Annotated in this window: 19 protein-coding genes and 3 tRNA genes; 5 read left to right on the top strand and 17 right to left on the bottom strand. The window is 58.3% G+C overall.

Annotation, left to right across the window (positions count from 1 at the left end; all coding sequences use genetic code 11):
* Nucleotides 1–17: 17 nt before the first annotated feature.
* The 11 genes from rpoB to I6L46_RS18410 all read right to left on the bottom strand — a co-directional run bounded on the left by rpoB (nucleotide 18) and on the right by I6L46_RS18410 (nucleotide 9,387).
* Entirely contained in the window at nucleotides 18–4,046 is a 4,029-nt protein-coding gene (rpoB, locus tag I6L46_RS18460) for a DNA-directed RNA polymerase subunit beta (protein ID WP_128816133.1), read from the bottom strand.
* 224 nt (nucleotides 4,047–4,270) lie between these two features.
* On the bottom strand, nucleotides 4,271–4,636 hold the full coding sequence (gene rplL / locus I6L46_RS18455; protein WP_005306304.1) for a 50S ribosomal protein L7/L12: 366 nt from the start codon (nucleotides 4,634–4,636) through the stop codon (nucleotides 4,271–4,273).
* A gap of 51 nt (nucleotides 4,637–4,687) precedes the next feature.
* On the bottom strand, nucleotides 4,688–5,188 hold the full coding sequence (gene rplJ / locus I6L46_RS18450) for a 50S ribosomal protein L10 (RefSeq protein WP_005339895.1): 501 nt from the start codon (nucleotides 5,186–5,188) through the stop codon (nucleotides 4,688–4,690).
* 256 nt (nucleotides 5,189–5,444) lie between these two features.
* Nucleotides 5,445–6,146 (bottom strand): 50S ribosomal protein L1, encoded by a 702-nt coding sequence (gene rplA, locus I6L46_RS18445; RefSeq protein ID WP_005339888.1) that lies wholly within the window; start codon nucleotides 6,144–6,146, stop codon nucleotides 5,445–5,447.
* 4 nt (nucleotides 6,147–6,150) lie between these two features.
* On the bottom strand, nucleotides 6,151–6,579 hold the full coding sequence (gene rplK / locus I6L46_RS18440; protein ID WP_005339887.1) for a 50S ribosomal protein L11: 429 nt from the start codon (nucleotides 6,577–6,579) through the stop codon (nucleotides 6,151–6,153).
* Between the two features lie 134 nt (nucleotides 6,580–6,713).
* Nucleotides 6,714–7,265 (bottom strand): transcription termination/antitermination protein NusG, encoded by a 552-nt coding sequence (nusG, locus tag I6L46_RS18435; RefSeq protein WP_005306318.1) that lies wholly within the window; start codon nucleotides 7,263–7,265, stop codon nucleotides 6,714–6,716.
* 9 nt (nucleotides 7,266–7,274) lie between these two features.
* On the bottom strand, nucleotides 7,275–7,646 hold the full coding sequence (gene secE / locus I6L46_RS18430) for a preprotein translocase subunit SecE (protein WP_005306322.1): 372 nt from the start codon (nucleotides 7,644–7,646) through the stop codon (nucleotides 7,275–7,277).
* Between the two features lie 60 nt (nucleotides 7,647–7,706).
* A tRNA-Trp gene (locus I6L46_RS18425) sits at nucleotides 7,707–7,783 on the bottom strand.
* Between the two features lie 53 nt (nucleotides 7,784–7,836).
* Entirely contained in the window at nucleotides 7,837–9,021 is a 1,185-nt protein-coding gene (gene tuf, locus I6L46_RS18420) for an elongation factor Tu (RefSeq protein ID WP_074042664.1), read from the bottom strand.
* Between the two features lie 168 nt (nucleotides 9,022–9,189).
* Nucleotides 9,190–9,264 (bottom strand) — tRNA-Gly (locus tag I6L46_RS18415).
* 38 nt (nucleotides 9,265–9,302) lie between these two features.
* Nucleotides 9,303–9,387, bottom strand: a tRNA-Tyr gene (locus I6L46_RS18410).
* Nucleotides 9,388–9,650: 263 nt separating this feature from the next.
* Between I6L46_RS18410 and coaA the strand changes: the two genes are divergently transcribed.
* A complete protein-coding gene (coaA, locus tag I6L46_RS18405; RefSeq protein ID WP_005339877.1) occupies nucleotides 9,651–10,589 on the top strand; it encodes a type I pantothenate kinase in 939 nt (312 codons plus the stop codon).
* An 80-nt stretch (nucleotides 10,590–10,669) separates the two neighbouring features.
* On the opposite strand, the gene birA is transcribed toward coaA, so the two are convergent.
* Together birA and murB are read right to left on the bottom strand one after the other, a co-directional pair.
* Nucleotides 10,670–11,635, bottom strand: coding sequence for a bifunctional biotin--[acetyl-CoA-carboxylase] ligase/biotin operon repressor BirA (gene birA / locus I6L46_RS18400; protein ID WP_216976652.1), 966 nt, complete (start codon nucleotides 11,633–11,635; stop codon nucleotides 10,670–10,672).
* Entirely contained in the window at nucleotides 11,632–12,669 is a 1,038-nt protein-coding gene (murB, locus tag I6L46_RS18395) for a UDP-N-acetylmuramate dehydrogenase (protein WP_216959735.1), read from the bottom strand. The genes birA and murB overlap by 4 nt, the downstream gene beginning before the upstream one ends.
* Nucleotides 12,670–12,796: 127 nt before the next feature.
* Between murB and I6L46_RS18390 the strand changes: the two genes are divergently transcribed.
* Entirely contained in the window at nucleotides 12,797–13,450 is a 654-nt protein-coding gene (locus I6L46_RS18390) for a TrkA family potassium uptake protein (RefSeq protein ID WP_005339863.1), read from the top strand.
* Nucleotides 13,447–14,802 carry a TrkH family potassium uptake protein gene (locus I6L46_RS18385; RefSeq protein ID WP_005356363.1) on the top strand — a complete coding sequence of 452 codons (1,356 nt, stop codon included), beginning with the start codon at nucleotides 13,447–13,449 and terminating at the stop codon, nucleotides 14,800–14,802. Before I6L46_RS18390 ends, I6L46_RS18385 begins: the two co-directional genes overlap by 4 nt.
* Nucleotides 14,803–14,843: 41 nt before the next feature.
* On the opposite strand, the gene I6L46_RS18380 is transcribed toward I6L46_RS18385, so the two are convergent.
* Nucleotides 14,844–15,674 (bottom strand): AraC family transcriptional regulator, encoded by an 831-nt coding sequence (locus I6L46_RS18380; RefSeq protein ID WP_216976650.1) that lies wholly within the window; start codon nucleotides 15,672–15,674, stop codon nucleotides 14,844–14,846.
* A gap of 101 nt (nucleotides 15,675–15,775) precedes the next feature.
* Here I6L46_RS18380 and I6L46_RS18375 point away from each other — a divergent pair, with 101 nt between their 5' ends.
* Both I6L46_RS18375 and I6L46_RS18370 read left to right on the top strand, forming a co-directional pair.
* Nucleotides 15,776–16,309, top strand: a complete 534-nt coding sequence (locus tag I6L46_RS18375) for a carboxymuconolactone decarboxylase family protein (protein WP_064338932.1) — start codon at nucleotides 15,776–15,778, stop codon at nucleotides 16,307–16,309.
* Nucleotides 16,310–16,323: 14 nt separating this feature from the next.
* Complete coding sequence (locus I6L46_RS18370) at nucleotides 16,324–16,764, top strand: DUF417 family protein (protein ID WP_005357613.1); 441 nt, start codon at nucleotides 16,324–16,326, stop codon at nucleotides 16,762–16,764.
* Between the two features lie 40 nt (nucleotides 16,765–16,804).
* On the opposite strand, the gene I6L46_RS18365 is transcribed toward I6L46_RS18370, so the two are convergent.
* The 3 genes from I6L46_RS18365 to I6L46_RS18355 all read right to left on the bottom strand — a co-directional run bounded on the left by I6L46_RS18365 (nucleotide 16,805) and on the right by I6L46_RS18355 (nucleotide 21,366).
* Nucleotides 16,805–18,778 (bottom strand): DNA topoisomerase III, encoded by a 1,974-nt coding sequence (locus I6L46_RS18365; RefSeq protein ID WP_216952234.1) that lies wholly within the window; start codon nucleotides 18,776–18,778, stop codon nucleotides 16,805–16,807.
* Between the two features lie 67 nt (nucleotides 18,779–18,845).
* Entirely contained in the window at nucleotides 18,846–19,343 is a 498-nt protein-coding gene (locus I6L46_RS18360; protein WP_005341867.1) for a response regulator, read from the bottom strand.
* A gap of 55 nt (nucleotides 19,344–19,398) precedes the next feature.
* Nucleotides 19,399–21,366 carry an ATP-binding protein gene (locus I6L46_RS18355; protein WP_216952235.1) on the bottom strand — a complete coding sequence of 656 codons (1,968 nt, stop codon included), beginning with the start codon at nucleotides 21,364–21,366 and terminating at the stop codon, nucleotides 19,399–19,401.
* Between the last annotated feature and the right edge of the window lie 255 nt (nucleotides 21,367–21,621).

Genomic DNA, 21,621 nt, shown 5'->3' with positions numbered 1-21,621 from the left:
ACAATAAGAGCGAGCTCTTACTCTTCGTCCAGCTCGATGTTGATACCCAGAGAGCGGATTTCCTTCAGCAATACGTTGAAGGATTCGGGCATGCCCGGCTCCATACGGTGGTCGCCATCCACGATGTTCTTATACATCTTGGTACGGCCATTCACATCGTCAGACTTGACGGTCAGCATTTCCTGCAGGGTATATGCCGCACCGTAAGCCTCCAGGGCCCACACTTCCATCTCACCGAAACGCTGACCACCGAACTGAGCCTTACCACCCAGCGGCTGCTGGGTAACCAGGCTGTAAGAACCGGTAGAACGCGCGTGCATCTTGTCGTCGACCAAGTGGTTCAGCTTGAGCATGTACATGTAACCAACGGTTACTTTACGCTCGAAGCGGTTACCGGTACGGCCATCGAACAGATCAATCTGACCTGATTCCGGCAGATCGGCCAGCTTCAGCAGGGCTTTGATTTCGCGCTCTTTGGCACCATCAAAGACCGGAGTAGCAACCGGCAGACCCTTACGCAGGTTACCCACCAGGGTACGTACGTCGTCGTCAGACAGTTCGGCGATGTTCACTTGCTGGGTGTCCTTCTCGCCCAGGTCATAGACCTGTTGCAGGAAGTTGCGCATCTCGTGCAGCTCGCGCTGCTCTTTGACCATGCGATCGATCTTCTCGCCGATCCCCTTGGCCGCAAGGCCCAGGTGCACTTCGAGGATCTGACCGATGTTCATACGGGATGGTACGCCCAGCGGGTTCAGTACGATGTCGACCGGACGGCCGAACTCGTCATGAGGCATATCCTCGACCGGACAGATCTTGGAGATAACACCCTTGTTACCGTGACGGCCCGCCATCTTGTCACCCGGCTGGATGCGACGCTTGACTGCCAGATAAACCTTGACGATTTTCAGTACGCCCGGCGCCAGATCATCACCCTGGATAATCTTGCGACGCTTGTTCTCGAACTTCTTGTCGAACTCGGCTTTCAGCTCAACGTGCTGTTCAGCGATCTGCTCCAGTTCGGTCTGCTTGGCTTCATCTTCGATGGCCAGTTCAAACCACTTGGAACGATCGAGCTTGTTCAGACGATCTTCGCTGTAACCGGCGGCCAGCAGCAGGTTGCGGGAGCGGCCGAAAATACCGTCTTCCAGGATCTTGAACTCTTCGGTCAAGTCCTTCTTCGCTTCCTTCAGCTGCATCTCTTCGATTTCTTTGGCGCGCTTGTCTTTTTCCACGCCATCGCGGGTAAAGACTTGCACGTCAACCACGGTACCGTACACACCGTTCGGTACACGCAGGGAGGAGTCCTTCACATCGGACGCCTTCTCACCGAAGATGGCGCGCAGCAGCTTTTCTTCCGGCGTCAGCTGGGTTTCACCTTTCGGGGTTACCTTACCGACCAGAATATCGCCGCCCTTCACTTCGGCACCCACGTAGACGATACCGGACTCGTCCAGCTTGGACAGAGCGGCTTCACCCACGTTCGGGATGTCAGCAGTGATCTCTTCCGGACCCAGCTTGGTGTCACGGGAGATACAGGCCAGTTCCTGGATATGGATGGTGGTCAGGCGATCTTCCTGAACAACACGCTCGTTCACCAGGATCGAGTCTTCGAAGTTGTAACCGTTCCACGGCATGAACGCGACGCGCATGTTCTGACCCAGCGCCAGTTCACCCAGATCGGTGGACGGGCCGTCAGCCAGTACGTCGCCAGCCATGACCGGCTCACCCAACATCACGCAAGGACGCTGGTTGATACAGGTGTTCTGGTTGGAACGGGTGTATTTGGTCAGGTTGTAGATGTCGATACCGGCTTCGCCTGGCATCAGCTCATCTTCATTGACCTTCAGGACGATACGGGAGGCATCGACATAGTCGATTACGCCGCCACGCTTGGCCACTACGGTTACACCGGAGTCAACGGCCACAGCGCGTTCCATACCGGTACCGACCAGCGGCTTGTCAGCACGCAGAGTCGGTACAGCCTGACGTTGCATGTTTGAACCCATCAATGCGCGGTTCGCGTCATCGTGTTCCAAGAACGGGATCAGAGCAGCGGCCACAGATACGATCTGCTGCGGGCTCACGTCCATATACTGGATCTGGTCGGCGTTCATAAAGGTGGATTCACCTTTGTGACGGCACGGGATCAATTCATCTTTCAGACGGCCATCTTCGGTGGTCGCAGCGTTAGCCTGTGCGATCACGTACTTGCCTTCTTCAATAGCAGACAGGTAGTCCACTTCGTCGGTGATCACACCGTCAATGACCTTACGGTACGGGGTCTCGAGGAAACCGTACTCGTTGGTACGAGAGTACACGGACAGAGAGTTGATCAGACCGATGTTCGGACCTTCAGGAGTCTCGATAGGGCACAGACGACCGTAGTGGGTCGGGTGTACGTCTCGGACTTCAAAGCCGGCACGCTCACGAGTCAAACCGCCCGGGCCCAGCGCGGAAATACGACGCTTGTGGGTCACTTCGGAGAGCGGGTTGTTCTGGTCCATAAACTGGGACAGCTGGCTGGAACCAAAGAACTCTTTGACTGCGGCGGAGATCGGCTTGGCGTTGATCAGATCCTGCGGCATCAGGGTGTCTAGGTCGCCCAGGGAGAGACGCTCCTTGACCGCACGCTCGACACGCACCAGACCGACGCGGAACTGGTTTTCAGCCATTTCACCGACAGAACGGATACGACGGTTACCCAAGTGGTCGATATCGTCCACTTCGTCGTTACCGTTACGGATGTCGATCAGGCGCTTCATCACATCGACGATGTCGTCTTTGGTCAGTACACCAGCGCCAGTCTCGTCTTCACGACCCAGACGGCGGTTGAACTTCATCCGACCTACGGTAGACAGGTCGTAACGCTCGGCGGAGAAGAACAGGTTTTCGAACAGCTGTTCTGCAGCTTCGCGAGTAGGCGGCTCGCCCGGACGCATCATGCGATAGATCTCGACCAGCGCTTCCAAACGGTTGGAGCTGGAGTCGACACGCAGGGTCTCGGACATGTAAGCACCGTGATCCAGTTCGTTGGTGAACAGAACCTCGAAATGCTTGAAGCCGGCTTGGGACAGGTTGGCGATCGCTTCCAGGCTCAGCGCCTGGTTGGCGGTCACGACCATCTCGCCAGTTTGCGGATGTGCGTAGTCCTTGGCAGCAACTTTGCCAACAACATACTCAACCGGTACCTCAATCTGGGTAACGGCATCTTTTTCCAACTGACGGATGTGACGCGCAGTCACACGACGACCGGTCTCAACCACCACGGCGCCATTGGCCACGATGTCAAAGGTCGCAGTTTCACCACGCAGACGCTCCGGCACCAGATCCATCATCAACTTGCCATCTTTTACTTCAAAACCGATGGTCTCGAAGAAGGTGGCCAGGATTTGTTCGGAAGTGAAGTCCAGGGCGCGCAGAATAATGGATGCTGGCAGTTTGCGACGACGGTCGATACGGACAAACAGGTTGTCTTTCGCATCAAACTCGAAGTCCAGCCAGGAGCCACGGTAGGGGATAACGCGAGCGTTATACAGTACCTTACCGGATGAATGAGTTTTGCCTTTATCGTGGTCGAAGAAGACGCCCGGGCTGCGGTGCAGCTGGGAGACGATAACCCGCTCGGTACCATTGATAACAAAGGTGCCGTTCTCGGTCATGAGCGGAATTTCGCCCATGTATACTTCTTGTTCCTTGATGTCTTTGACGGTGCCGGCAGCTGCTTCACGGTCGTACAGAACCATACGAAGCTTGACACGCAGCGGCGCGGAGTAGGTCACTCCACGGATCTGGCATTCTTTTACGTCAAATACCGGCTCACCCAGGCGATAGCTGACATACTGAAGCTCAGCACTACCGGAGTAACTGGTGATCGGGAAAACGCTACGGAAAGCGGCCTCTAGGCCATATTCACCTTCCGGGTCAGCCTCGATGAACTGCTTGAAGGAGTCCAGCTGAATGGACAACAGATAAGGCGTGTCCAGTACCTGGTCTCGCTTACCGAAGTCCTTACGAATGCGTTTTTTTTCGGTATAAGAGTAAACCATAGGGTTCCTCAGCTCGCTGATAAGTGACCCACTCTGTCCCGCGGGACAGCTCTGTCTCAACACCGTTTTGTGTTGGCCCGGACGAAAGAAGACAGTCCGGATTGCTGGTGCACCGAGAGTCGTAAACGGTGTGAAATGCTCTCAGTCTACAGCGCAAAAAGGCTGGTGAACAAAAATTCACCAGCCCTAGCCTGTTTTATCAGGCTAATCTACATAAATGCAGATTATTTGATCTCAACAGAAGCACCGGCAGCTTCCAGCTCTTTCTTCAGAGCTTCAGCTTCGTCCTTGGACACGCCTTCCTTCAGGTTAGCCGGAGCAGCTTCTACCAGATCTTTGGCTTCTTTCAGGCCCAGACCGGTAGCGCCACGAACGGCTTTGATAACGGCAACTTTGTTGGCGCCAGCAGCAGTCAGAACTACGTCGAACTCGGTCTTCTCTTCTACTGCTTCAGCAGCAGCCGGGCCAGCCATTACGGCAGCAGCGGCAGAAACACCGAACTTCTCTTCCATAGCTTCGATCAGCTCAACAACTTCCATTACGGACATGGAAGCAACGGCTTCGATGATTTGGTCTTTAGTGATAGACATGACAAAAATTCCTGATGTTGAATAAACTCAAACAGCCTAAATAGGCGAGAATCAAGCAGCAGCTTGTTTCTGGTCGCGAACAGCAGCGATAGTACGAACCAGCTTGCCAGCAGAGGCTTCTTTCATAGTCGCCATCAACTTCGCAATTGCTTCTTCGTAAGTCGGCAGCGTGGCCAGACGATCAATTTGTGCTGCGGCGATAAACTCACCGTTAAAAGCGCCAGCCTTGATTTCGAACTTTTGGTTCGCTTTGGCAAACTCTTTGAACAGACGAGCAGCAGCGCCCGGGTGTTCGTTAGAGAAAGCAATCAAGGTAGGACCGGTAAATGCGTCGTTCAGGCACTCGTATTCGGTACCTTCTACCGCGCGACGCAGCAGGGTGTTACGCACAACGCGCATGTACACACCGGCTTCACGAGCGGTTTTACGCAGGACGGTCATCTTGTCTACAGTTACACCGCGAGAATCGGCAACAACTGCAGAAAGAGCGCCTTTGGCAGCTTCGTTGACTTCAGCAACAATTGCCTTTTTGTCTTCGAGTCCCAATGCCATTGGCTTAACTCCTGGATTGAATCCGGGTCTATTGACCCAGTACTGACACATCCCCCCTACCTTTACAACAGAGGGGAACGATGCGGTAGCAGGATTCCAGAAGAGAAAGAATCTTTCTCGCTGGGTTTCCGGCACCGTCTACGCAGGAAACATTAAGGCTTTGCAGCCTCCTGCGGTCTTGGACGGAGGTCGAAACCCCCAACCAATCAAGGCGCAAAATTATAGATTAAATTTTGCGCCTTGTAAAACCCATCAATTAGGCCTGAGCTTCCAGAGAAGCTTGGTCTACGGCAACACCGGCACCCATGGTGGTGGAGATGCTGACTTTCTTGATGAATTGACCTTTGGCGGAAGAGGGCTTGCCTTTTTTCAGGGCAACCAGCAGAGCTTCCAAGTTTTCTTTCAGCTGAACTTCGTTGAAAGAAACCTTACCCAGAGTGGTATGGATGATACCATTCTTGTCGTTACGGTAACGAACCTGACCAGCCTTGGCGTTCTTGACAGCTTCGGCAACGTTAGGAGTTACAGTACCAACTTTCGGGTTCGGCATCAGGCCGCGCGGGCCCAGGATTTGACCCAGTTGACCAACAACGCGCATGGCATCCGGGGATGCGATAACTACGTCGAAGTTCATCTCGCCTTTCTTAACCAGATCGGCCAGGTCATCCATACCTACCAGGTCAGCACCGGCAGCTTTAGCTGCTTCGGCGTTGGCACCTTGGGTAAATACGGCAACGCGTACATCACGACCGGTACCGTGCGGCAGTACAGTAGCACCACGTACGTTCTGGTCAGATTTACGAGCGTCGATACCCAGGTTGACAGCAACGTCAACGCTTTCAACGAACTTGGCGGTAGCCAGTTCTTTCAGCAGGGCAATGGCTTCGTTGATGGAGTACTCTTTGGTACCGTCAACTTTTTCGCGAATAACGCGCATACGCTTGGAAAGTTTAGCCATTGTCTTAATCCTCCACTACCAGACCCATGGAACGAGCGGAGCCTGCGATGCAACGTACTTTTGCATCCAGATCGGCACCAGTCATATCCGGCTCTTTGGTCTTGGCGATTTCTTGCAGCTGGGCAACGGTCACCTTACCAACCTTGTCTTTGTTCGGCTTGGAAGAACCAGACTTGATGCCAGCAGCTTTCTTCAGCAGGAAGGAAGCAGGCGGAGTCTTGGTTTCGAAGGTGAAGGAACGGTCGCTGTAAACGGTGATCACGACCGGAGTCGGTGAACCTTTTTCCAGCTTCTCTGTACGAGCGTTGAACGCCTTACAGAATTCCATGATGTTAACACCGTGTTGACCCAGTGCAGGACCAACGGGAGGAGACGGGTTGGCTGCACCAGCAGCAACCTGCAGCTTGATATAAGCTGTGACTTTCTTAGCCATTAGGAAAATACCTCAAAAATGGGTTCTAGCGCCTCGGAGACTTGCTCCTGCAAACGGCTCCCCAACTAATAAAGGGGCAGCGAATTATAGAGATATTCGCTGCCCCTGACAACCGTTAAACGTACAGAATTCAATCAGCCCTTTTCAACCTGACCAAAATCCAGTTCAACAGGAGTAGAACGACCGAAGATCAGTACAGAGACCTTCACGCGGCTCTTCTCATAATCGACCTCTTCAACGGTACCGTTGAAGTCGGCAAACGGACCATCGGCAACCCGCACCATTTCACCCGGTTCAAACAGGGTTTTCGGACGCGGCTTGTCGTGGGCATCCTGCAGACGGTTCAGGATGGCATCGGCCTCTTTGTCGGAGATCGGTGCCGGACGGTCGGAAGTACCGCCGATGAAGCCCATTACGCGCGGTACGTTACGCACCAGGTGCCATGTGGTTTCATCCATGATCATCTGGACCAGGACATAACCCGGGAAAAACTTGCGCTCACTCTTGCGCTTCTGGCCAGCACGCATCTCGACCACTTCTTCGGTCGGGACCAGTACCTCACCGAACATGTCTTCCATGCCATGCATCTTGATATGTTCGCGCAGGGACTTGGCTACACGGCCTTCATAGCCGGAAAAAGCCTGCACGACATACCATCTCATACGTTGTTCACGTTGTTCAGTCATGGCTTATCCTTACACACCGGTAATCAGGTTGACCAACCAGACCAAGGCACCGTCCAGAACGAACAGCAGCAGCCCCATCACGGCGGTCACCGCCAGCACAATCAGGGTTGTCTGAATGGCTTCCTGACGGGTCGGCCATACGACCTTGCGGACTTCCAGGCGAGACTCACGGGCGAATGCCAGTGTTGCCTTTCCCTTGGTGGTTTGCAGGGCTACTGCACCAGCAGCAGCAATGACAACGACCACACCCAGGGCGCGGACGGCAGCGACAACATCGTTGAGCAGGTAATTACCCACTACAGCGGCCGCCAGGATAATGAAAACCAGGCCCCAAAGCAGGGTATCCTTGCTTCCGCCCTGGCTCTCAGAACTAACACTCATACAACCCACCTGTATCTGACGTAACCAAAGACACAAAAGCCCCGTACGAGACGAGGTATATGGCAGGGGCGGCAGGACTCGAACCCGCAACCATCGGTTTTGGAGACCGCTGTTCTACCAATTCGAACTACGCCCCTGCATAAGAAAGCCCCTATTATAGGGGCTTTGCTTTATTTATGTAAGCCAAAGATTAAGCGATAACTTTAGCTACAACACCAGCACCTACGGTACGGCCACCTTCACGGATAGCGAAACGCAGGCCGTCGTCCATCGCGATCGGCGCAATCAGGGTAACAACCATCTTGATGTTGTCGCCCGGCATTACCATCTCTACGCCTTCCGGCAGTTCGATGGTACCGGTCACGTCGGTAGTACGGAAGTAGAACTGCGGACGGTAGCCTTTGAAGAACGGGGTATGACGACCACCTTCTTCTTTGGACAGCACGTACACTTCAGATTCAAACTTGGTGTGCGGCTTGATGGTGCCAGGCTTGGCCAGTACCTGACCACGCTCTACGTCTTCACGCTTCACGCCACGCAGCAGTGCACCGATGTTCTCGCCTGCACGACCTTCATCCAGCAGCTTGCGGAACATTTCAACGCCGGTACAGGTGGTCTTGGTGGTATCTTTGATACCCACGATTTCCACTTCTTCACCAACTTTGACGATACCGCGCTCTACACGACCGGTAACTACAGTACCACGGCCAGCGATAGAGAATACGTCTTCGATCGGCATCAGGAACGGCTGGTCAATCGCACGCTCCGGCTCCGGAATGTAGCTGTCCAGGTGGCCAGCCAGTTCCAGGATCTTCTCTTCCCACTGAGCTTCGCCTTCCAGCGCTTTCAGTGCAGAACCACGGACTACCGGCAGGTCATCACCCGGGAAGTCGTACTCGGACAGCAGTTCACGAACTTCCATCTCGACCAGTTCCAGCAGCTCTTCGTCATCTACCATGTCACACTTGTTCATGAACACGATGATGTACGGAACGCCTACCTGACGACCCAGCAGGATGTGCTCACGAGTCTGCGGCATCGGGCCGTCAGTCGCTGCTACTACCAGGATCGCGCCGTCCATCTGGGCAGCACCGGTGATCATGTTTTTAACGTAGTCGGCGTGACCCGGGCAGTCTACGTGCGCGTAGTGGCGGGTAGCAGTGTCGTATTCTACGTGGGAGGTGTTGATGGTGATACCACGCTCACGCTCTTCCGGTGCCTTGTCGATCTGGTCGAAGGCGAAAGCTTTACCACCGAAGTGCTTGGCCAGCACGTTGGTGATAGCTGCAGTCAGGGTGGTTTTACCGTGGTCAACGTGGCCGATGGTACCCACGTTAACGTGCGGTTTATTACGCTCAAATTTTTCTTTAGACATGATCGTCCCTCTAAACTAACGCTGAGTACGCGGTGGCAAGCTAACCACAGAACAGTTTATATGATGGATTTGAATCTGGTGGGAAAGAGAGAGGTACTGATGGCTGGTTCGCTTGCCGAACTCACCCTAGGGTGCGGCTCTGCTAACGCCTGAGCCATATCAGCATCTTGGAGCGGGCAGCGGGAATCGAACCCGCATCATCAGCTTGGAAGGCTGAGGTAATAGCCATTATACGATGCCCGCATTTCTCTAACCCAAAGAACTCAAACCGCAGAGAAATATGGTGGAGGGAGAAGGATTCGAACCTTCGAAGGCAGAGCCGTCAGATTTACAGTCTGATCCCTTTGGCCGCTCGGGAACCCCTCCAGATGCCAGATTGTCACAACGGTAATTCTGCTTGCACCCGTTGTGTTTATCGCTTTTGCACGGCAAATAGACGACAGACAGTCAAGCGTCGCGCATTTTATTGTAAGGTTTTGGGGGATGCAACCATTGAACCCGGCAAAATATGCTTTATTGCTGGGAAGTTTGCAAAAAAGCGGGGGCAAACAAGCCAATCCTGCTGCGTCCCTTGTCGCTCCCCCACCCTTGGTGTATGGTCGCCGTGCCCAAGAAACAGTGATGACACCATGACGACAGAGCATAACCCCTATCTGCAATTCACCCGCGAACAATGGGCGTTATTGCGCGATTCGGTCCCCCTGACCCTGACCGAACACGATCTGCAGACCCTGCGCGGGATCAACGAGAAGGTGTCATTGCGGGAAGTGGAAGAGATCTATCTGCCTCTCTCCCGCCTGCTCAATCTCTATGTCAAAGCCAAACAGCGTCGCAGCCGGGTGCTGGAGCAGTTCCTCGGCCAGTCCCGCGGCAAGGGCACCTATATCATCAGCATTGCCGGCAGCGTGGCGGGGGGCAAAAGTACCACGGCCCGTATTCTGCAGGCCCTGCTGGAGCGCTGGCCGGAACATCCGCGGGTGGAGCTGGTCACCACCGACGGCTTCCTCTATCCCAACAAGGTACTGGAAGAGCGCGGCCTGATGCGCCGCAAGGGGTTCCCGGAATCCTACGATATCCGCCATCTGGTGGAATTTGTCGCCAATATCCGCGCCGGTCACGAGAAGGTCGAAGCGCCGGTTTACTCCCACCTTATCTACGACATCATTCCCGATGAGAAGAAGGTGGTGGAGCAGCCGGACATCCTGATCCTGGAAGGGCTCAATGTGCTGCAAAGCGGCATGGATTACCCTCAGGAGCCCCATCGGGTCTTCGTGTCGGACTTCGTCGACTTCTCCATCTATGTGGATGCCGATGCCGAACTGCTGCGTACCTGGTATATCGAACGCTTCCTGAAATTCCGCAGCGGCGCCTTCTCGGATCCCGACTCCTACTTCCATAACTACGCCAAACTGGCGGAGAGTGAGGCGACCCAGATCGCCAGCAACATCTGGCAAGACATCAACTATCTGAATTTGCAAGAAAATATCCTGCCAACGCGTGAGCGAGCCAACCTGATCATGACCAAGGGCCATGAGCACGCCATCGAGCAGATCAAACTGCGCAAATGATGACAGCCATTGCCGGATAACGAAGAGGGGGCCCGCAGGCCCCCTCTTCTGTTTGGCATCATGAGCGGCCTTGCTGACCCTCAATCCCCCCGGCGCAGGGAGAGTTCGCCACCCAGATAGAACTTGGTGCCCTCCTCCGTCTCCAGCCGCAGGGCGCCGCGATCGTCGATGCCACGGGCGATGCCGCGGATCTCCTGATCTCCCATCAGCAGGCGCACCGGGCGACCGGCAAAGTGATCGAGCCGATTCCACTCATCGACAACGCTTGCCAACCCCTGTTGCTCAAAGGTGTGCAGCGCCCGCTGCAGATGGACGATCATCCGGGCCGCCAACTGATTGCGATCGACCAGCTCGGGATTGATGTGGCGCAGCTCGGCCCAGGCCTGATCGATCTTCTCACCTTCGCGGGCAGGCATCGCCAGATTGAGACCGATGCCGATCACCAGATGACAGCTGGCCCCGGCGCTACCGCTCATCTCTACCAGAATGCCCGCCAGCTTGCGGCCCTGATAGTAGAGGTCGTTCGGCCACTTGAGCTCGACCCCCTGATAACCAAGGGACTCCAGCGCTTCAACCACTGCTACGCCGACCGCCAGACTGAGCCCCATGGCCGCCGCCATGCCTTGTTCGAGTCGCCAGTACATGCTGAGGATCAGCTGGCAACCAAACGGAGAAATCCAGGGTTTGCCACGACGACCGCGCCCAGCTGTCTGACACTCGGCCAGACAACTCTCGCCGGAGCGCAGCTCATTAACCCGATCCAGCAGGTGTTGGTTGGTCGAGCCAATGACCGGAAAACAGTGCACCGGCGCCATCGGGGCCAGTGCCTGCAGTTGCGCCTCGTCATAGAGCTCCATCGGCACCGCCAGCCGGTAACCCTTGCCGGTCAGGCTAAAGAGATCCAGCCCAAGCTCCTTGAGCGCCGCCATGTGTTTGCTCACCGCCGCCCGGCTGATGCCGAGCTGCTCGCCCAGCTGTTCGCCGGAGTGAAACTGGCCGTCACTGAGCAGGGTGATCAGGGTCTGTCTGATGGGAGTCAACGTCATGAGAGCACCTCATCGAGCCAGGTTTCACCGTGCGCCCCCATAAATCGCACCTCGTGCTCCAGCACCACGCCAAACGTCTGCTCCACGCTGTCGCGGACATGGGCCGCTAGCGCGATCAGCTCCATGGCACTGGCGCCCCCCAGATTGACCAGCACCAGCGCCTGCTCCTGATGAACAGCGGCGCGGCCGATGGCGAAACCTTTCAGACCACACTGATCGATGAGCCAGCCTGCCGCCAGCTTGGCCTGCCCTTCTCCGGCCGGATAGCAGGGCATCTGCGGATAGCGCGACTTGAGCGACTCCGCCAGCGCGGCAGGCACCACCGGATTTTTGAAGAAGCTGCCGGCATTGCCGAGCACGGCGGGATCCGGCAGCTTGGCCATGCGGGTAGCACAGACGGTATCGAAGATGGCCTGCGCCGAAGGCGCGTCACCGAGCGCCGCCAGCGGGCCATAACCCAGCACCGGTTGCCACGCCTTGGGCAGTTTGAGCCCGACGGCGGTGATCAGGTGGGAATCCTGATACTCGTGTTTGAAGATGCTGTCGCGATAACCGAAGCGGCACTCTGCCGCCGCGATCCGTTCAATCTCGCCACTCTGCCAGTTGAACGCCTCGACATAGGCGCAGAAGTCGGCCAGCTCAACGCCATACGCACCGATGTTCTGCACCGGCGCTGCACCGACCGTACCGGGAATGAGCGCCAGATTCTCCAGCCCGAACCAGCCCTGTTGCAAGGTATGGCGCACCAGCTGATGCCAATCTTCACCGGCCGCCACATGGAGCAACCAGTGATCGCCACCATCTTCAGCGGTAATCCCCTTGAGCCGGTTGAGCACCACCAGACCGAGAAAATCGGTGGTGAAGAGCATGTTGCTGCCGCCGCCCAGATTGAGGCGCGGCAGCTGGTTGAGCTGCGGATCGGCACGCAGGGTCGCCAGATCGGCAACCTGCTCCACCTCGGCCAGCCAGAGGCAGTACGCATCGAGGGCAAGGGTGTTGAGCTTCAACAAGGAGGCGTTGGCATTCAGTTTCATCGGTCTATCCCGGCTTGGTGCAAGGGCGCAGTCTACCTCAAGTTACCCCATGACGAAAAACCCGAGCCCTTTTCGGGGGAATAGCAGTGGTTTAGAGTAAGCGACTTCAACTGCTGAGGAACAACTCATGAACAACCAGTTTGCCGTCATCGGCCTGGGCCTGTTTGGCAGCGCCCTGTGCGAAGAGCTGCAACGGCAAGATGCCGAAGTACTGGCCATCGATATCGACGAGAGCAAGACCCGGCAAATAGCCGCCCTCTGCAATCACGTTATCGTGGCGGATGCCACTGACGAGGCCACCGTGGCCGAGCTGGGACTGGCCAATTTCGATATCGTCTTCGTTGCCATCGGTGACAACCTGGAGACCAGCATCCTCACCACCCTCGTCTTGAAAGAGGCGGGCGTGAAGAAGGTGTGGGTCAAGGCGCGCGACAAGTTCCACGCCAAGATCCTGCAGAAAGTGGGCGCCGACAAGGTGATCAACCCGGAGTGGGACATGGGCCGCCGGGTCGCCCAGAGCATGCTGGACAACCGGCTGTTCGACTATCTGGAGCTGGGCCACGACATGGTGCTGACCGAGTTCGTGATCGGCCTGCAACAGAACGGCCGGGAACTGGGCGACTTCCACCTGCTGCAACAGAGCGATTTCCAGCTGCTCGCCATCAAGCGTGGTGATGTGCTGCACAACGTGCTGACCGGCAAGATGGAGCTGCAACTGGGCGACATCCTGATCCTGGCGGGCAACAAGCACGCTATCGACCACTGGCTCGAAACCCTATGATCAACTGGCGCAGCAGCTACGCCTTCGCCCTCCATCGGGAGCAGGACTCTCGCTGGAGCGAAGCCCGGCTGATCCTCGGCAGCTTTCTGATCATTCTGCTGATTGGCACCATCTTTCTGGTGCAACCCTCCAGCCACAATGGCGAGGTCACCTTCGTCAACGCCCTGTTTACCGCCACCTCGGCCATCAGCGTGACAGGTCTTGGCGTGGTGGATACCGGCACCGCCTTCACCCTGCAGGGACAGATTTTCCTGCTGATGCTGATGGAGATCGGCGGTCTGGGCCAGATGACCATGACCCTGCTGCTGATCGCCATCTTCAGCAAGCGGGTCGGTCTGCGCCAGCAGGTTCTGGCCAAGGAGGCGCTGGGACAAGAGGGCTCGGTCAACATCATTCAGCTGGTCAAACGGATCGTCCTGTTCGCCTTTATTGCCCAGCTGATCGGCACCGGCATCATGGCGATCCGCTGGGTGCCCGAGATGGGGTGGGTGCACGGCCTCTATGTCAGCTTCTTCCACGCGGTATCAGCCTTCAACAACGCCGGTTTTTCGCTGTTTGCCAACAACCTCATGGACTATAGGGACGACCCCATCATCAGCCTGACCATCGCCGGCCTGCTGATCCTGGGGGGGATCGGCTTTACCGTCATCGTCGATCTGGTGCGCAACCGCCGCTGGCGCAAGCTGAAGCTGCACAGCAAGCTGATGTTGCTGATGACCCCGGCGCTGCTGCTGGCCGGTACCCTGATGTTCTGGCTGCTGGAACACAACAACCCGGGCACCCTCGGCAAGGCCGGTATCGGTGGCCAGCTGCTGGCTGCCTTCTTCCAGTCTGCCAGTGCCCGTACCGCCGGTTTCAATACCATAGATATCGGGCTGATGACCCCGGCGGCGCTGCTGTTTCTGATGATGCTGATGTTTATCGGTGCCGGTGCCACCTCCACCGGTGGCGGTATCAAAGTCACCACTTTCGCGGTTGTGCTGCTGGCGACCAAGGCGTTTCTGACCAAACGACCCCATGTCACCGCTTTTGGCCGCACCCTGTCGCCCCAGATCGTGACCCGATCGCTGGCCATCATCATCGTCAGCACCATGGTGCTGATGCTGGCGATGTTCCTGCTGATGGTGACCGAGGATCTGCCGTTCGACAAAATCATGTTCGAGACCATCTCGGCATTTGCCACCGTCGGCCTCTCCACCGGCATCACCGCCTCCCTGAGCGAGCCGGGCAAGCTGATCCTGGTGCTGGTGATGATCTGCGGCCGTCTCGGCCCCCTGACCCTGGCCTTTATGCTGGCCCGCCCGGTCGAGACCCGCATCCGTTATCCGGAAGAGAACGTCTATACCGGCTGACCAGCCATGAACACGGGGCAGCCACTGGCTGCCCCGTTTTTTTATTCGGCTTGTTGCTGCGCCTTGAGCCAGCGCCCCGGGCTCACCCCCAGCTCCCGCTCGAATGCCCGACCAAAGGCAACACTGCTGCTGTATCCCGCACCCAGCGCCACCTGCACCATGGGCTCCCCCGCCAGCAGTTGCTGGCAGGCGCGCGCCATACGCCAGCGGGTCAGATAACCCAGCGGCGCTTGACCGACCCGCTCCTGAAACCTCGCGGCAAAGCGGGCCCGCGACATGCCGGCCTCCCGCGCCAGCGTGGCCACCGTCCAGGGTTCATCCCCACGCTGATGCATCACCGAGATTGCCTTGGCCAACTGGGGATCGGAAATACCTGCCAGCATCCCCTGCTGACACACCCCTTGCTCGACCAGATGACGCAGCAGCAGGATCAACAGTACCTCCAGCAAGCGGGAGATCAGCGGATCCTGCCCGTAGCGGGGGTGAAACACCTCGTCAAACAGCTGACTCAGCACCGGCGTCAGGGCAGGCAACTCACGTAGCGGCAGCACCAGCGAGCCCGGTAATGCCAGTTGCAACGGCGATGCGCCCCCCTTGCCGAATGCGACATTGGCGCACACCAAATCACAACCCCCCAGCGTTCTGGGTTCAAGCTTGTGGGGACGTTCCCGAGGGAACAGGATCAGGGTCGGCTCCTCGAGCAGCAAGCTGGTTCCCCCCTCTTCACGCAGCATGACGGCACCGCTGCGCAGCAGATGAAGATGTCCGCCACTCGGATAATCATCACTGGAGGAGTTCTGGCACAGGTTGCCGGCGAAGAAGATCTTGGCTTCGGGGGAGGCATGAACCAACAGGGCAGAGAGCGGATCCATATTTGAGACGAATGGTATTTATTTGCAGACGATGAGTGATAAACCGTATCACGAATGACGGCACATTGTCTCCCGTACCTTCACTACCACAGGAGAAGATCATGAGCCGTATCCAACCAGTATCCCAACCGCAACCCGCAGCCGCCCAGACCCTGACCACCCTGCGCCGCAATCTGGGCATGGTGCCCAACCTCTACGCCACCCTGGCCCACTCGCCAGCCCTGCTCAATGGCTTCCTGGCCTTTGCCGAGGCGCTTGGCAAGGGGCGCCTCACTGCCCCACAACGGGAGTTGCTGGCACTGGCCATAGGTCAAGCCAACGCCTGCCAATACTGTTTGTCTGCCCACACACTACTGGCGGGCAAGGCCGGATTCTCGGCCCAGGAGATCCGGGCTGCCCGGCTCGGCCAGGCCTCGGCTCCCCTTGATCACGCCCTGCTGCAACTGGCAACGGCGCTGGTCAGTCAGCGCGGAGTGATCAGTGACGAGCAGCTTGCTAGCGCCCGTGCCGCAGGCGTAGATGACGAGCTGCTGCTGGAGGTGCTCGGCCAGGTGGTCGTCAATACCCTGACCAACTATGGCAACCACCTGGCAGCGACCGAGATCGACTTCCCGCCCGTCACTCTGACCCCTTAAACAAGGAGCCCCCCATGCAGCAACATGACAAAGGCTTTCTGGTCGCCCTGGCGGGCGTGGTATTGACCCTGCTCTGGATCGGCGTCTTCAAGTTTACCCCGACAGAGGCAGCCGCCATCAAACCACTGGTAGCCAGCCACCCCTTGATGAGCTGGCTCTATGGCCCCCTGTCGGAACAGAGCGTATCGAACCTGATCGGGGTGGTCGAGATAGTGATCGCCATCGGGCTGGTCGTGGGTCTGTGGCAACCTCGCATCGGTTACTGGTGCAGCATGGGGGCTATCGTCACCTTCCTGGCGACGCTGAGCTTCCTGCTGACTCTGACAGGTGTCTGGAAGATGGTTGACGGCGTGCCAGTCACCGAGTTCTTCCTGTTCAAGGACCTGGTGTTTCTCGGTGTGGTTCTGCACTACCAGCACAGGATCCGTGCCAGCTTGTCCACTCAGGCAGCCTGACAACAATGCCTTTGGCGCCCAGGATGGGCGCCTTTTTTCGTTATGCAGCCCTGGTCTGGCGCTTGCTGGTCGTCTTGCGCGGTCGGGGCCCGCCAGTCGTGCTGGCTGCCGGACTCTTGCGTTTGGTAAAACGCCGCTTGCCGGCACCCGGCGCCTCCTTGGGCAGGGTGCTGAAGCTGGCGCCGGAGTCCTGCCGCGCCCTCTCGATCAAGCCGTTGAGCTGCTCGGTGAGCGGCCCCATAAACTGCTGGTAGCTGCCGTGACGCTCGGCGATCTGGGCGAGGCTCTGCTCCCATAGCGCCGTCATATCCGGCGTGGTGGCGGTGGCTGGCAACGCCTGCACCAGCGCCCGCCCGGTCGGGGTCGCCTTGATGCTCTTGCCCTGGCGCACCAGAAAGCGGCGCTTGAACAGCAGGTCGATAATGCCCGCCCGGGTCGCTTCTGTGCCGAGACCATCGGTGTCGCGCAGGGTCTTGCGGATCTCGGGATCCTGTACATAACGAGCGATGCCGGTCATAGCCGCCAGCAGGGTGGCATCGGTGAACGACTTGGGCGGCTGGGTCATCTTCTCCTGCAGTTCGCCCCGCTCGCACAGCAGTTGCTCTCCCTCTTTCAGGGCAGGCAGCGTGCCCGCCTTCTCTTCGTCGTCATCCTCCTCCACCCCGAGCAGCGCCTTCCAGCCCGCCTTGAGAATGCGCCGCGCCTTGGCCTGAAACAGGCCACCGGCGATGCGCAGCAGCACCTTGCTGTCGTTGTATTCGAACGGGGGATAGAACTGCAGCAGATACTGGCGGGCAATCAGGCCATAGAGCTTCGCCTCGTCGGCCCCCAGCGTGGCGGGGTTGCCCTGCTTCTCGGTGGGGATGATGGCGTGGTGGGCATCCACCTTGCTGTCGTTCCACGCCTTGCTGCGGATCTTGCCATCAGCCTCGCTCACCGCCTTGGCCAGTGCAGGCGCTGTAGCGGCGATGGCACCGCGCACCTGCTCGGACCGCTTGAAGTGGTCGGTCGGCAGATAGCGGCTATCGGAGCGCGGATAGGTGATGAGCTTGTGGCGCTCGTAGAGGCTCTGGCAGATGTCGAGCACTCGCTTGGCATCCATGCCGAAGCGCTTGGCGGCATCGATCTGCAGGCTGGAGAGGTTGTAGGGCAGCGGCGCCGCCTGCTTGCGGGCCTGCTCCTCCACCGATTCGACCTGAGCGGGCTGGCCGTTGATCCGGCTCACCACCTTGTCGGCCAGCGCCCGATTGAGAACCCGCCCCTCCTCATCCTGCCACGGCAGGCAGGCTTCCGATGGCAGCCACTTGGCGGTGAAGCGCTCGTTACTATCGGTCAGAAGATGGGCCAGCACCTCGTAGAAGGGTTTGGGGACGAAGGCCTCGATCTCGAGATCCCGCCGCACCACCAGCCCCAGCAGCGGGGTCTGCACCCGACCGACCGAGAGCAGCTCGCTGCAACCTGCCTTGCGCCCGAGCAAGGTATAGGCGCGGGTCATGTTGATGCCGTAGAGCCAGTCGGCCCGACTGCGGGCCAGCGCCGAGACCGCCAGCGGCACGAACTCCTTGTTGTCCCGCAGCTTCTCGAGGGCACGGCGCACCGCAGGCGGGTTGAGATCGCTGATGAGGCAGCGCTGCACCGGCTTGGTTTTCGGGTAGCCGAGAAAGTCGATCACCTCGTCCACCAGCAACTGCCCTTCCCGGTCCGGGTCACCGGCGTTGACCACGCAGTCCGCCTGCTTGATCAGCCGTTTTATGACGGTGAGCTGGGTTTTGGTCTTGGGTTTGGCCACCAGCTGCCACTGGGCGGGGATGATGGGGAGATGCTCCATCCGCCACTGCTTGAAGGCGGCGTCATAGGCATCGGGCTCGGCCTGCTCCAGCAGATGGCCGATACACCAGGTGACCACATCCCCTTGGGCTGTTTCGATAAAACCGTCGCCCTTCTTGTGGGGCTTGGGCAGGGCATCGGCAATGGCGCGGCCCAGCGTGGGCTTCTCGGCGATAAAGAGTCGCATCGGTGGCTACCTGCAATACTGTATATGCAGACAGTATACAACTGCCACCGCGAAAGCCCAACTGCCCCTACTCGTCGAACGGGTGATCGTGGATGGCGGCAAACAGCCGCGCCTGATTGAGCAGCGGCGCATAGTGGAAGGCATTTTCGCCATCTTCCGCCAGCAGGTAGTCGGTCAGCTGTTCGCGCACCGCCTCTTGCAGGGTCTCCAGCTTCCACGGCTTGGCGAGGTAGTAGTGCAACCCACCGCGATTGACCGCTTCGACGGTGGCCTCCAGCCCGGCTTGTCCGGTCAGCAGCAATTTGCGGCTGGCACGGGTGGAGGCTCGCCGGTTCAGCTCTACCAGAAAATCGACCCCCAGGGTTCCCGGCATGATGTGGTCACAGAGGATCAGCGCCAGCTTGTTGCCGTCGCGCTCCCACTCCTCCACCACCGCACGCGCCTCATCGACGCTCTCAGCCGCCTCCAGCTCGAAGTGGGAACGGAACGGGGCGAGATCATGGATCACCGCATCCAGCACCTCCCGCTCATCGTCCACACACAGGATCAGATAGTGTTTGTTCATTGCTCCTCCTTGGCGACATGGTTTGGCACGCCGCGCGATTGATGCTGGCCACCGCTCAGGCCGCATGCTCCTTGTTGTGATGAGGTTCGCCCCCGTAACCGGCCTGCCCCATGCCATCCAGCGGCAGACAGACCCGCATCCGGGTGTAGCGGCCCGGCGCCGAGTCCACCTCAATCCGGCCGTGGTGCTGCTGAACTATCTGCAGCGAGACGCTCAGACCGATACCGAGGCCGAAATGGCCCTCCCGCTTGGTGGTGAAGTTGAGATCGAAGATCCGCTGCCACAGCTCGGGCTCGATGCCGCAACCGCTATCCTCGATCTCCACCATGACCCACTCGGGATCCAGCAGCCCGGTGCGGATGGTGAGTCGCCCCGAGCAGCTCATGGCATCCAGACTGTTGGCGATCAGGTTGGTCCACACCTGTTGCAGGGCGATGGGGTGACAGCGCACCAGCGGCAACGGCTGGTACTCCTTGCAGAGCTCATGATGCTTGAGGCGGTTTTCGAAAATCATCAAGGTATCTTCCAGCCCCTCGTGCAGGTCTACCAGCGAGGGCTCGGCCCGATCCTGCCGGGCATACTGCTTGAGGCTCTTGACCAGATCGCCGATGCGACGGGCACACACTTCGATATTGCGCAGGAAGCTGCCGGTCTGCTGGAACAGCTCCAGCCGGGAAAGCAGCGCCTCCCGCTCGTCGGCAGTGCGGCTGGCAAACCAGCGCTGCCAGTTCAGCTCGTCATCCAGATTCATCTGCACCGCCAGCCGTGCCTGCTGACGATCGCCAAAGCGCCCCTCCGCCAGCCGGGTCTTGTCACGGATCTCGCTGGTCGAGACCGGCTGGGAGGAGAGCGCCTGACAGAGGGTCTGGTTGCCCAGACCCTTGATGGGGGCAGGTAGTTCGAGATTGACCAGATCGGGGATGGCGGCCCGCAGGGTCTCGCTACCGCGGATAATGGCCGCCACCGGGTTGTTCAGCTCGTGGGCGACACCTGCCACCAGCTGACCCAGCATCGCCATCTTTTCGCTCTCCACCAGCTGGGCGTGAGCGGCATCAAGGGAGTTGAGGGTCTGTTGCAGCCGCATCTCGGTACGGATGCTGTTTTGCAGGCGACGGTTGAAGTGACGCAGCAGCAGGTTGGTAAAGGAGGGGAGCAGTTCGCTGCGCGCCTGCATCACCCGGGAGAATTGCAGCTTGTCGAGCTTGATAACCTCGGCACCGGTCAGAGTCACGCCGGTGGTGAAGGCGGGTTCGCCGGTCACGAAGGACATGCCCCCCACCAGCGAGCCGGTACGGTAGTGCACCACCTCCTGATCGATCCCCTGCTCGTCCCGCTTGCGCAGCACCACCTCCCCCTTGGCGATAAACCAGAGGAAGCTGTTGGGCTCCCCCTCGCGGGTCAACACATGGCCCGGGCTGTAGTGGCGGCAGACCCGCTCCTCGTCATTGCCCTCGAAAAACTGGTAGAGGCCGTCGATCACCACCCGCGACAGCTCTTCATCGCTGCAGTGGGTGTAATCCATAAAGCCCTGCCGATAGGCTGCCAACTGGCGATCGACATGGGCTCGCAGCAGCTTCTGGTTGTCGAGCACGGCAGCATAGCTCAGCAGGTCAGCCTCGGGACGCTGCAATACAAAGTGGCTCGCCTGCTCGATCACCGCCCGGCGCAGGCTGCCATCGCGCCAGGGGCGTTGCAGGTAGTAGTCGAGACGACCGAGGTTGACCGCCTCGATGATCGATTTCATCTCCGGCTGGCTGCCGAGCAGGATCTTGCGGCACGCCTCGTGACGGCTGCCGAGGCGGATCAGAAAATCAGCCCCTCGCCCATCCCCCAGCTCGCTGTCACACACCACCACGGCGGGTGGCTGCCCCTTGCGATCCAGCTCGTCCAAGGCCAGCTCCGCCGACCCCTGACCGACCACCACCACCAGCGCGAAATGGCCGAGCAGCGGAGCCAACTCCTGTTCGAATTCGGCCAGCAGTTGCACGTTGGCGGCGACACACAGCAGCGAGAAAGGGCTCATCAGCGACACTCCGTTGAGGCTCACTGCTCACTATATCAGCGAATCTTGTGGGGTTTTGCGAGGGGGCTAACAGCTGTCGCGGAAAGTGCACAAATAGATAAAACAGAAAACAACTGAATTTAATTCGACAATTAAATCAATAACAAAACAAAAGACAAAATGTGACAACAATCAAAAATATAAACCATGATGGAGGTCAACGCCTTATCCCTATCATTACTACTACTATTGGACTAGTACTATGTAGGTAATTAT

This window comes from Aeromonas sp. FDAARGOS 1416 (assembly GCF_019048085.1).
Taxonomy (GTDB): domain Bacteria; phylum Pseudomonadota; class Gammaproteobacteria; order Enterobacterales; family Aeromonadaceae; genus Aeromonas; species Aeromonas veronii.
This window is presented reverse-complemented; position numbering and strand designations above follow the sequence as displayed.